The organism is Micromonospora sp. NPDC048999 (genome assembly GCF_040649295.1).
Lineage (GTDB): Bacteria > Actinomycetota > Actinomycetes > Mycobacteriales > Micromonosporaceae > Micromonospora.
On the sequence record NZ_JBEZFI010000076.1, the window covers coordinates 1 to 11648 of the forward strand.

Here is an 11648-nt window from a genome sequence, read left to right on the forward strand (position 1 = left end):
GCCGCAATCCTGCACCACGCACGGCTAACGGCGTAACCGCCGCTGCCGGGTGACCCCACACCAGCTCACCCGGCAGCGGTACGCGGTCAACGACGGAACCGAACGACCCAGCCACGCCACCCAAAGCAACGCCCTCAATTCGGCAGTTCCGGGCGTGCCCGCGTGCCTTCCACACTCACGTTACGTGACGCTCGGGATCGCTGGCCTTGGGCGAGGTTATCCGAATCTCAGGAACCCGGACGCCTGGCAGCGTAATAGACATACAGCGCGTTGAGCTGTCCGATCCAGAACGCTTGCTTCGCCATTGCAGACGACCGGCGTGGCAACATCCCTAACTCGCCCGCCAAGGCGTAAAAGCCGGGGCCGGCATCGTTGGTGTTCAGGTACTGAACCAGGGCCGATATCAGAAGGTTGGTCGTCGGATGGTTGCGCTCCACGATCAGACCGAGCAGGTGTCCCATCGCGGCACGTTCGCTGTCCTGCTCGAAGTCGAATCCGCGTATGCCGGTCCGCCGACGGAGGGTGGCGTCGAGCTCCGTGTATGTCGTTGTCTTCTCAAGGCGTGCTCGTTCAACGAGGAACTCCAAGCCGACGGAGGTCAGTTGGTCCCACTCCTCGTCGCTACGTCCGTAACCAGCCATCGATTGTCCTCTGTTCGGTGGTGTCGATTTGCTACTCCCGCCGAAGGAATCGGCGCTGAAGCGGGTCTACCACTCTGGGATGCAGCGCGCCATCGCCGGGCCGGACGTTACGGTCAGCGAAAGCGGCGGCCGCTCGGCCGCCAGCTTCAGATCGCAGTGAGGCCGTGGCTTGTCCCTGTGCACGACCGGCGGCACGAGAGTGTGCTCGTAGGGCACTGCCGCGTCGCTTTGTGCCTTGCATCCTCACGAGGGTGTCTTTCCGGTGTGAGCGTGCCATTCTACTGGCCATCTCCATGACAGGGATTCCACGCAGGCCCATCGGCCCATTTGGGCAATTGAGAGACGTGGATCAAACCCCTCGGCGGCAGAGCATGCGGTCAACTGATCGTGAGCGGCGCTACGGCACCTGCAGCGCCTGAAACCTGCGATCGAACCATTCCTTAACGATGCCCACGACATAAGGATCGCTCACCTGGATCCCTGTGTAGGCGATCATTTCAGGGATGCTAATTACGACCACCTTGGAGCTTAGGCCCTGCACTCGTATTGCATTGTCTGAGCCTTCGACCAGCTCAGCTGAGCTTACAGGGTCGAAGATGCTGCGGAAGTCCGCAAGAGTAGGAGCGTACTTGTTTACGATGATCTTGAACGACACTCCAGAGCCAGCCGCTCGCAAGACCGCGTCGCGTACGGCCGGAGTGTAGTCGTCACACCCAACGCATTGTCCCCAGATTGTGTCGCCTGGCTCGGCCACCTTATACATATTCGCAAGGGCTAGTACCAGCGGTTCGCGCGTCAAGAAGAGGGCGGCCTTTCTGTCCTTTCCTACCACTTGCTCGACCTTGATGCGATTTTCCTTGACCTTCTGGCGGATTGTTATTACGCCAAGCGCCAGCGTCGTAAACCCGAAGAAAAGCTGGACACCGTACTGAAGTAGCCATGCGATCATTGACTATCTCATCCTATTGTCTTGTCTCGAACGTGCAGGTCTCCATAAGTCCCTGGACCCGCCCCGACAATCCCTCCTCGATCACAACCCACCTTCGGTACGTTGCGGAGATCGACGGGCTGCGGCGATATCTCCGGATCTTTAGGATTCGGATACGCTGCGACGGCTCTAGCCGACGACAGAGGGGATCGAGCACTCTTAGTCCTCCCATTGTCGTCGATCCCACTTCGCTCAAACCTTGCCGAGCTGGGCCACGGACGTCGAGGCGGCCATCGTGATGCAAGAGGATAGCCTCAACGAAGTCGCCCGCAGCTTGACTAAGAGCTATCCATCCCCACGCCCTGAAGGTTTCGTAAAGTGGCAGGTCGCCCCAATTGTGATCTTGATATGCCCAGCCGGATAGTTTAACCAAGGCCTGTCCATCGATCTGCAAGCTTCCATAAGCCCTACCGTGCGGCATGCGTACAGACCAGTGCGAGGACCGGCCCGTGGCCGAATCCACCGCTAGCTCCGACCTGCCTGCCACCCAGTTGCTGAAATGGCACGAAACGCGGCATCTGAGTCGGAGGCCATCTGCAGACAGATTCACTTCCAATCCGAGATCCGTATCCAAAAGCATGCCGTCCGCGACGAGCCTAGCCTCCGGCCCTGACGTGGGAGTTGCGACGACAATGCGGCGCTCCGTGGTGACCTTCTTGTCGTTGTCGTAACAGGAAACAGATAGATAGGCTGCGTCTCGGCGATCGCCTAGCAAGTCCGTTGCATGCAAGGTAATCGTTACTGCGATATGTCCGGATATAATGTGAAGATACCACCACTCGAACTTATCAGCTATTGGTTCGCGCTCTACGTTCACCTGCACAGATCGAGCCTTCACGGGTGAGGTCCGGGGGTGGGTTATTGCTGCAAACCGTCTCGACTGCACCGAGCACGATAGACCACTGTAGCCGGGGATATGTACCTGCGGTCGGTCGGATAGGCGACAAATCGCATCCCCGTTTGGCTAACCGCGGCGAGTCGAGAAGTAATTGCCACTGACATCTCGATCATGGCAGGCATCTGATCGATCAGAGAAAGGTCATGGTCGTCGCACTCAGCTCGGCAAATCCGAGTGCGTTCGGGTCGCACGCCAACGCGGAGCGTAGTCAAAGGGCCAGCTACCCTCGCGCCGCGAGTGGACGCCGCGCAACGCCGACGCTGATGCTGATGACTTGGCTGTTCTGGCCAAGATCCATGCCGGTTGCCCGCTGGCTTATATTTCGATGGGGTCTACCTCGATCGGGACACCTTCGGCGCGCAGCCGATTGATCGGCGTGTCGTTCCGTTCTTGGTCAACGGGCAGTTCCGCACCGACAGGCCGTGCGGTGAGCTGAACCCGGTCGTCTGGTTGATCTTGCAACGGCTTGCCCGTCCGCGGCCCCGCCGTCGCCGAGCTCGGACGGTGCCGGGCTGACGCAGAGGAGTCGGGCGATGGAGGCGATGCCGGCGTCGGGGTCGGGTAGTTGGTCGCGGGCGGCGCGGATGAGGTTGGGGTTCACGACGGTGGGTCGTCCGCCGACGCGGCCGCGGGAGCGGGCGGCGGCGAGGCCTTCATGGGCGCCGGAGATGACGCCGATGCAGAGCGGGGCGCCTGTAAGGACACCACGGCTTGGGCGTCTGAGCGGCAGGACGTCACGATCTCCGGCTGGTAGGTCGGCGATGGCCCGGGCCAGCGGCGCCCGAAGTGCGTGCGTCGCCGCGCCAGCCACCGCCCGCTTCGCCTGATCGGGCGCCACATCGTTTGGGTCGCGTCGAGCCATAGCGCGGTAGTGCGCCCGTTCTCGCCGCCGATAGTGTGTGGGCGGCCAGTGAGCGGGGAGCCATCTGGCCGCGCCCGATTACCCTGAGTGGATATGCGGATGGCGTGGTTGTCCGTCCGGACTAGCGTCGCCGGAGTGAGTTTCAGCACCTACGCCCGGCACGTTCGCAACCCAGCGCTGCCCCATCGCCGCCGGGTGTCGGCACTACGGTCCTGCGTGCAGCTGTACCGGCCGATCGGTTTCCACGCGACCCTGAGTTTCCTGCGAGTGGTGGCCGGGCCGTTCGAGCGTGACGAGGTAGCCCTGCTGCGCGCGCTCGACGCCCTGAGCGCGAGCCGGGCCGGCTGGCACGCCGAACTCCGCGAGTACGCCGCGCAGCGCCGCGCCGCCAAGCATCGGGGGCAGCGAAGCCCTCGCCCGCACGATCCGAACCCCCACCTTGGCCCTCGATGCTGGTACGGCGCACCGCAGCAGGCCGCCGTGCATGCCTTGACGGTCTGGCGTCGCAAGCGCCTGCCCGCACTGCTGACCTGGCCCGACCCGATCGCGTCGCAGGTCGATTCCTGCGTCACCGCATGCCTCGCGACGGGAGGACCTCTCACGCCCGCCCAACGGCAGCATCTGGCCGCCGCCGTCGAGGCGCTCCAGCACCGTATTCAGGCCGGCCTGTGGCATGACGACCAGGCCGCCTACTTCCGGACGCGAGACCTGTTGACGGTCGCTCAGTACGTCCGGACCGCTGCCGATGCCGCGCAGGGTTCAGAACCCCCGGCTTCCGATCACAGAGAGTGACGAGCGAAGGTGGCCGTACCCGAGGAATCACAACTGGCCACCAACAATAGTGCGAGATCTCCTTGATCAGGATCCCGAACAGCCACGGTCGGGCATCGCCGTCGGGTCACCGTCCTCGCGGCGTTTCGCCGCGGCGAACCACGCGTCCGAGAACCGGCGCAACACCGACCGGGCACCACTTTTCGTTCCGATGCCAGTCGGACAGGTCCGTCAGGTTCCGCGAGTTCGCGAGCCGCCACCCGCACGGGCGCGACCCGGACAGGCCCGCAGCGGCCCGGCGTGGACCGTCAGGCGGCGCGGCCGGCCTGGGTGGCGTGAGCGATCGCGCGGCGCAGCGCGGACAGGGACACGGGCCGATCGTTCTCCAGTTCGGTCAGCCCCACCTCGATCCACTCACGGATCAGGGCGGACGCCTTCACACCGGCGTTGTCGGCCGCGTCGCGTACCCGCTTGTCCAGGTCCACTGGTAGGCGCACCCCGCGCATCACCATCGGCTCGGTGTCCGCCGCTGGCGGCAACTCGACCTGGGCCGTCTCGTCGTACTCGACCTCACCACGGGCGAACGCCTCGGCCGCCCGCACCACGTCCTCGCTCATCACGCGTTCGCCTCCCATGCCTCGAACCGCTTCAGCTCCGCTGCGGTCATCTCCCGGGCCCCGATGATCTGCTGGTCGAAGTCGCCGACCTTGCGGACCGCCACCACGAGCGCCCGGCCGGCCTGGGTGCGCCCCATGACCGCGATGAATGGAACGCCCCCGCTGGTGGCCGCCAGTGGCACGCGCCGCCGTGCCGACAACACGTGCGCGACCTCGTACGGCTCAACCCCGACCAGTGCGGCCAGGGCCTCGGGAAGCCAGTCGTAACCCACGAGGCCAGTGTAAAACGTTCGTTTGACAAACGCCCAGCGTGTCGCCAGATCGGCCGGCGGTGATGCCTTGGAATCAGCCGCTGCCGGCAGATCGGTTACCTACCGTGACGAGCGCCTCGCGGCATATCCGCGCACCCGACCTTGGCCTGGTGCAGCAGGTCCCGACGTACATGATCTGTCACGATCACCGGCTTTCCAGCGCGTCGGCCTGGCGCCGGAGGTCTGCCGCGATGTCGTCCCAGTCGGGGCCGTGCATGTAGAGGCTGCCGGCCGCCTCTCGTATGAGCGACGGTTCGTCTGGTCGCTGCAGGAGGACAAGACGGTATGCGAGGTTGCGGATCCAGACCGGCAGGTAGCCGTCGACCAGATTCGGGCACAGTTCCCGCAACATGGCGAGGATGACATCCGCGTCCGCGAACGTCAGCTCCTCGACGAAGTAGTGCTCCCGGTGTTCGCGATCGCACCCTGGCTTCGATTGGTACTCGTCGCCGTAGAGGCAGCGGGCGTGCTCGGTCAGGGTGCTGTGCATGCCCCGAGCCTACGACGCCGTGTACTGCGAAATCGAAACCAACCACATCACCGACGCCGGGCGCCGGGGTCCAGCCGTCGGCAGTACCGCGAGCGGAAGCAGACGACCGATCGGTCACTATCTGCGACGCGCGGTCGGCCGCAAAGAGAGGATGTTGACGGCGGTTCAGGTTGGGATTCCTGGAGTGGGATACTCGCGCGGTGACCGCTGCCAGCTGTCCCTCCTGCGGGCGTCCCCTTGATCTACACAACCGGCATGTCCGCTTCACGTTGCCCGACCCGGTGCTCGACGCGCCCGGCAAGGAGACGGCACCTGGCACCTGGATGAGCCACGGCAACGCCCGCGACTCGGTGATGATGCAGGTCCCGAACGTCGGGGCCTTCGTTCGCGCGCTGCTTCCGATCAAACTCACCGACGGTCATACCATCACGTTCGGTGTCTGGCTCGCGGTCGACCCCCGTGAGCTGCGGTCCGTCTTTGCTGTGTGGTGGGAACCCGAGTATCGCGACCTTCGGCTCACGGGCTGGCTCGCGAACGCGATCCCACCCTGGGGCATGCTGGCGGCACCTGTTGGGACGGTGGTGCGCGACCCCGACGAGACACCGTACTGCGATCGATCAGAGGACCCACAGCTTGATCGTGTTCTGCGCGATGAATGGCCACACGATCTCGTGCTCACTGCGACAGGCCAGGTGTGACCTACGCTGCCACCTCCGCGCGGTCACCAGCCGCAGGCTAAGCAATTTGATTACTGATCCACAGTGGTCATAGAATTTCCGTTGTCGGGCGTTTTGTTGGGGATGCGGTCGGCGGAGAGCCGGGCTTGTCTGTTATTCGAGTCCGGGTGGTGTCAGGACGGTGGCGGGTGAGCCGGAAGTTGGCGTTGGCTTCAGGCGAGGCGGTGCGGACCGCGTGTGCTCGTGAGCTGCTGCGGACGGGTGTGGATGAGGTGTCCGGGGATGTCGTGTCCCGGGCGGTGCTGGCGGAGCGTGTTGGTTGGTGTGCTGATCTGGTGGCGGGCATGGTGGGCGCCCTGCTTGGTGCGCACTGCAACCGTGTGGGTGTTGATGTGCTCGCCTCTGGGGTGGATGCGGGTGGTCGGAGGTTGCCGTCGAATGCGTGGATGGCGTTGCGGCGGCTGGGCTGGACGGCCACTGTTCCGGCAGGTGTGAAGGTCAATGACCGGATCGTGCGGATGGTCCAGGAGCAGGCGGGGCGTGTCCTGCGGTCGGTGAAGTGGCGTGCCGACCTGACCGGCGGGATCCTGTCGACGTGGCCGGCCGATCCGCGCAAGCGCACCGCCGTCGAGTGGGAGCAGCTCCGCGCGGCGATCCCGGGCGGGCAGGGCCTGGCGTCCAGTGTGATCAAGGGTCGTACCCGGCAGGTCGCCGCGTTCCTCCACACCAATGGTCGGTTGCCGGTGGATGTGTTCGAGTTGGAAGGCGTGCCGAGGGTTGCGCGGATGTTGTTGTTGGCCGCGTGTGACCGGCAGCAGGCCACCATCGAACGCAGTGACACCGACCCGGGCAGGGTGCTGCTGCGCCTGCAGTTGCCCACTCGGGCGGATCCGCGTTCGTATCGGGACTGGACGTGGGTGGCTTGCCCGATCAGCCTGCCACCCACGGTTCCAGCGGACGCAGTGCTGCACCTACCCACCCTGCGCGTCACCGACGGGAAGGTGCGCGCCGATCTCGCCTACACGCATCCGGTGCCGAAGGCGAAGCGCGCCGGGCATGAGGTGGCGCTGGGCGTGGACTGGGGCCTGAACACCCTCCTGTCCGCCGGAACCGTCCGGCTGGAGACGGACGGTCGGATCACCGCGTTCGGGGCCGGTGGCCAGTTCCGCGCCGCCGGTGTCCTGGCGAAGCAGCATCGGCTGCGCCGGCAGAGTGAGCGGCTGAATGCCAAGGCCGATCACTACCAGCGGCTCATCGAGGGCCGCCCCGACGAACACCTACGGGCGAAACACGCGGTCCTGCGCGACGAGATCCAGCACGTGTCCGCCCGCCGCACGAACCTGAACGACGCCCTCGCGTGGGCCGCCGCCCGCTGGGCGGTGGACCAGGCGATCGCGGCCGGGGCCAGCGTGATCTACCTGGAAGATCTGCGGTCGATGGAAGCCCGGGGTATGGGCCGTACCCTGAACACGCGCCTGTCCCAGCAGGTCCGCGGGAAGATCGCCGACCGCATCCGACACCTCGCCGCCGAGCAGGGCATCGCGGTGGTCACGGTTCCCGCCCGTAACACCTCGAAACACTGCCCGCAGTGTCTGACCCCGCTGCGGCATCGTAAGGCCCCTGACAAGCCGACGGTGGCGGGGTGGAAGTGGGCCGTCTGCCCCCACCAGTCCTGCCGGTGGCAGGGCGACCGCGACCACGGCGCCTGGCAGCGCATCGCCGCCCGCGGCCTCACCCATCAGGCCAAGACCGTCACCGACAAGACCAGCGGTGCCATGGTGATCCGGTCGGTCGTGGACACCCTCGAAACCGCGGCCGTCGTCACCCCCACCACGAAAGCCAGCGGGATGGACCGGTCGAAGACCGGCCCCACCGCACGTAAGCCATCACGCCCCGCGCCCAGGCGACGCAGGGCACCCTCCCCCACCCGACCTCACGGCCGGGCGGGCAAGCGTCCGGAGGGACACGCACCAACGGACCGGCGGCTGCCCCGCGCAGCCCACCGGCACCAGAACGTGACCACGACCAGCGCACCCACCACCGGCCACCAACCACGAGGAGCAGCGCTGGGCGCGGGATTCCACTTCCACGCCCACGCCACCCCACCCAGGTGGGAAACGATCCCGGAAACCTACTCCGACACAGGATCGCTTAGCTGATCTGCGACGCTATGGCGGCGGGCTAACTAACGGTGATGGGCACTACCGCGCAGTCGGCGGCAGTTCCGTATGGCTAATCATGGTCGTGCAGGCGTCCTGGACGCCGTTGTTCTCGTGACTCGCTGAGCACACCGCGTCATTCCCATAATGACTGGCTCCGGCAATCTCGGCCGCGGCACCGGGACCAACATCAAGGTCTGGCCGCGCCGACCCCGTGGACCGTCCGGATTTTTCATCGCCCGGCTTCTCAGGCTCTCGAACCTGCGGCGAGCGACCGGTGCGCGAAGTTCGCCGATGACCCGTTATTGTCGGCCTATGTCCGGCCCTGGAGACGTGCCACCGGAGATCCTGGACCAGCTACGACCGATCTGCCGACGGCTGCCCGAGGCGTACGAGGAACCGGCCTGGATCGGCGTCCGTTGGCGGATCCGCACGCGGACATTCGCACATGTCTACGCGCCGCGCCCGGAACGTCATTCGGCGTACCCCCGGCACCTGATCGCCGGCGAGGCGCTGATCCTGATGACGTTTCGCGTGCCCGCCAACGACCTGCTCGGCCTGACCGCCAACGGCTTCCCGTTCTTCCGCGCCGAGTGGGGCCGTAACGTTGCCGGCGCCCTCCTCGGTGGCCACACCGACTGGACCGAGATTGCCGAACTGATCACCGACAGTTACTGCGAGATGGCCCCGAAGTTCCTTGTCACCCGGGTCGCTTTCTCCTCGCCGAGCAGCTGATCGGCAGCGCCCAGTCGTCCACCCCCGTCCGCTGAGCGCGCATCGGCGGCATGAGAGCGCGCTGCAGCACACGTTTAGAGTGTTGCCGTGATCTTCTCGGATTGGTCGGATGTACCAGACCGCCTAGCCAGATTGTCAACACGCCCGTATGCCGACAAGGTCTTCGGAGCCGACGGACATCAATGGCGATGCGAGCCGCCTCTGACCACGGATGAGCTGGCCGAGCTGGAATCACAGCTGGATGTCGAGCTACCTGCCGAGTACCGGTCCTTTCTCGTACAGGTCAGTCGTGGGAGCACGGGCCCGGCGTACGGCCTCTTTCCCGTCCATCGGGTAGACGGCCGCTGGCGCTGGGAAGGCGACGGCGCCGATCTCACCGACCTGGAAACGTTGAGCCAGCCGTTCCCGCACACCGATGCCTTCAACCCCGCAGACGACCTGCCGGATCCGCCCGATGAGGCGGACTTCGACTCCGAAGACAAGTTCTACGAGGCTGAAGACGCCTACTGGCAGCAGCACGAAGCCGTCGTCTTCTCGCCCGAACACTCCACCGGGCTGCTCTATCTCTGTCACCTCGGCTGCGCCTACCGCGAAGCCCTCGTCGTCAGTGGACCCGCTCGCGGTCAGATGTGGGCGGACGACACCGCCAGCGACGGCGGGTTCCGGCCTCTGCACGAGCCCGACGGCAGCCCGACGGGTTTCACGCGCTGGTACCGGCGCTGGCTCGAACAGGCGGAAGAGTTAACCCGGTGCCGATCAAGCCGGAACACGCCGTAGCGCACGGACGGCGGCATGTCAGTGCACGTCATCGCGGAACCTGAGCACCAGGTCGGACCAACCTGTGTCAGGTATCCCACCGTCGAGCGCCTCGCTGATTGTTCGTTCCTCATAGGTGAAATGCGACTCCATGATCGCCGCGAGTCCGTCAAGCTCGCGGCCGATCGCTTCCAACGCCGGACCGTGAGATCGGGTGGCGTGGTCAGCGAGTTCGGTTACTCGCGACAGGATCGATGCGATCATCTCGTGGTCCTCGACGAGGTTGGCGACGGTCCCCGCGAGGTCGGGGCGCTCCCGCAGTAGTTCGGCGAACATCCCCGTGTCCTCGCCCTGATGATGCGACGCCAACGCGGCGCAGAACGTCAGGCAATGGGTTACCAGTACGTCGTCGTCCGGTCGTTGCTGCCCCAGACCCGCCTGGAGCTCGTTGATCTGGCGACGCAGTTCTTGATGTGCCTGCGCGAGCTGCAGGCTGCACGCGACTGCACGGTCGCGGTCGTGGGAAGCCACTGATGGCGGCCCTTCGATTCCGCACCTCCATGCCTGACGCAGTCCGCCACCGGCACGCGATGCTGCCACTATCCGATCATGAGCATGGCGGAGCCGCAAGCTCGACCGGCCGCCGACGCGCATCCTCATCTCGGCAGAGTCGCGAACGGGCTGATCATGTTCCGGAGGCCATGTAGGCGGCGAGGATGTAGTTGGGGTGCCGGTCGAGGTTCTTGCGTGCTCGGTCGTAGCGCGTGGTGGTTCGGGGGTCGGCGTGGCGGGCGGTGATCTGCACGTCGCGGAGGCTGACGCCGGCGTCGTGCATGGTGGTCACGAAGGTGTGGCGCAGCATATGCGGGTGCGTCCTCGGTATCCGGATGCCTGCGGCCTGGGCGAGGTGTTTGATCCGGCGTGTTGCGGCGTGTCGGTCCATCCGCCGGCCATGGGTGTTGCGCAGGATCGGCCCGGCGGTGCGGTCGTCGACGGCCGGGTCGATGGCTCGGGCCACCGCGGGTGGTAGCGGGACGAGGACGACCTTGCCGCCTTTGCCGCGTACGCGTAGGACCCGGTGGCCGTGTTCCTCGCCCAGGTCGGCGATGTTCGACCCGCAGGCTTCGAAGATCCGCAGCCCGAGTAGGCCCAGGAGCGCTACCAGGGCGAAATCGTTTGGGTTCGGGGACTTCCGGGCGGTGGTGATCAGAGCTTCGAACTGCAGGTGCCCTAGTCCGAGGGTCGGCGACTCGGTCGGCACCGGGGGCCGGCGGACATAGTCGGCCGGCGAGTGCTCCAGGATCGCGTCGATGACGCAGACCCGGTAGAACCTAACCACGACCGACAGTCGACGGGACACCGTCGAGGGCTGGTACCGGCGTACATCTTGCAGCCAGCGCACGTACCGCTCGATGTCCACCCGCGCCGCAATCAGCGGGTCCAGGTCGTGGTCGGCGCACCAGCGGAGGAAGACTCGCAGGTCGGACTTGGTGTGCACGTGAGTCTGGCTACGGTAACGGCCCAGGAAGGCCGACACCGTGGCCCGTACAACGAGTTGATCGCCAGGTACGACACCGGAAACCGAAGCAGGAGAGATAGTCATACATCACCGTGCGTTACCACCGGCGATGAACACCAGTCCACCCGGAGCGGCAGAAGCGGGCGTTCCGTGAGTGTTGGGGGGCTCGTTGGGATACTCGATCCATGACTCGGAATCGGCGACGGCCCGGCGACGAGGCGTAC

At 65.6% G+C, this 11648-nt stretch carries 12 protein-coding genes; 5 read left to right on the top strand and 7 right to left on the bottom strand.

Annotation, left to right across the window (positions count from 1 at the left end):
- Positions 1 to 227: 227 nt before the first annotated feature.
- Together AB0C02_RS32790 and AB0C02_RS32795 are read right to left on the bottom strand one after the other, a co-directional pair.
- Entirely contained in the window at positions 228 to 641 is a 414-nt protein-coding gene (locus AB0C02_RS32790; protein ID WP_357553099.1) for a hypothetical protein, read from the bottom strand.
- 397 nt (positions 642 to 1038) lie between these two features.
- Complete coding sequence (locus tag AB0C02_RS32795) at positions 1039 to 1590, bottom strand: hypothetical protein (RefSeq protein ID WP_357553100.1); 552 nt, start codon at positions 1588 to 1590, stop codon at positions 1039 to 1041.
- Positions 1591 to 3524: 1934 nt separating this feature from the next.
- On the opposite strand from AB0C02_RS32795, the gene AB0C02_RS32800 reads away from it, so the two are divergent.
- Complete coding sequence (locus AB0C02_RS32800; protein WP_357553101.1) at positions 3525 to 4181, top strand: hypothetical protein; 657 nt, start codon at positions 3525 to 3527, stop codon at positions 4179 to 4181.
- Between the two features lie 287 nt (positions 4182 to 4468).
- On the opposite strand, the gene AB0C02_RS32805 is transcribed toward AB0C02_RS32800, so the two are convergent.
- The 3 genes from AB0C02_RS32805 to AB0C02_RS32815 all read right to left on the bottom strand — a co-directional run bounded on the left by AB0C02_RS32805 (position 4469) and on the right by AB0C02_RS32815 (position 5578).
- Entirely contained in the window at positions 4469 to 4777 is a 309-nt protein-coding gene (locus AB0C02_RS32805; protein ID WP_357553102.1) for a hypothetical protein, read from the bottom strand.
- A complete protein-coding gene (locus AB0C02_RS32810; protein WP_357553103.1) occupies positions 4777 to 5049 on the bottom strand; it encodes a hypothetical protein in 273 nt (90 codons plus the stop codon). Before AB0C02_RS32810 ends, AB0C02_RS32805 begins: the two co-directional genes overlap by 1 nt.
- 184 nt (positions 5050 to 5233) lie before the next feature.
- A complete protein-coding gene (locus AB0C02_RS32815) occupies positions 5234 to 5578 on the bottom strand; it encodes a hypothetical protein (protein WP_357553104.1) in 345 nt (114 codons plus the stop codon).
- A 200-nt stretch (positions 5579 to 5778) separates the two neighbouring features.
- On the opposite strand from AB0C02_RS32815, the gene AB0C02_RS32820 reads away from it, so the two are divergent.
- The 4 genes from AB0C02_RS32820 (at position 5779) to AB0C02_RS32835 (ending at position 9926) form a co-directional block, all read left to right on the top strand.
- Positions 5779 to 6276, top strand: a complete 498-nt coding sequence (locus AB0C02_RS32820) for a DUF2199 domain-containing protein (RefSeq protein WP_357553105.1) — start codon at positions 5779 to 5781, stop codon at positions 6274 to 6276.
- A 167-nt stretch (positions 6277 to 6443) separates the two neighbouring features.
- Positions 6444 to 8414: a zinc ribbon domain-containing protein gene (locus AB0C02_RS32825; protein ID WP_357553106.1), complete on the top strand. Its 1971-nt coding sequence runs from the start codon at positions 6444 to 6446 to the stop codon at positions 8412 to 8414.
- A gap of 315 nt (positions 8415 to 8729) precedes the next feature.
- Complete coding sequence (locus AB0C02_RS32830) at positions 8730 to 9149, top strand: MmcQ/YjbR family DNA-binding protein (protein WP_357553107.1); 420 nt, start codon at positions 8730 to 8732, stop codon at positions 9147 to 9149.
- An 87-nt stretch (positions 9150 to 9236) separates the two neighbouring features.
- Complete coding sequence (locus AB0C02_RS32835) at positions 9237 to 9926, top strand: SMI1/KNR4 family protein (protein ID WP_357553108.1); 690 nt, start codon at positions 9237 to 9239, stop codon at positions 9924 to 9926.
- Positions 9927 to 9944: 18 nt separating this feature from the next.
- On the opposite strand, the gene AB0C02_RS32840 is transcribed toward AB0C02_RS32835, so the two are convergent.
- Positions 9945 to 10436: a hemerythrin domain-containing protein gene (locus AB0C02_RS32840; RefSeq protein WP_357553109.1), complete on the bottom strand. Its 492-nt coding sequence runs from the start codon at positions 10434 to 10436 to the stop codon at positions 9945 to 9947.
- Positions 10437 to 10590: 154 nt separating this feature from the next.
- Positions 10591 to 11403, bottom strand: a complete 813-nt coding sequence (locus AB0C02_RS32845; RefSeq protein WP_357553110.1) for a tyrosine-type recombinase/integrase — start codon at positions 11401 to 11403, stop codon at positions 10591 to 10593.
- Positions 11404 to 11648 lie beyond the last annotated feature (245 nt).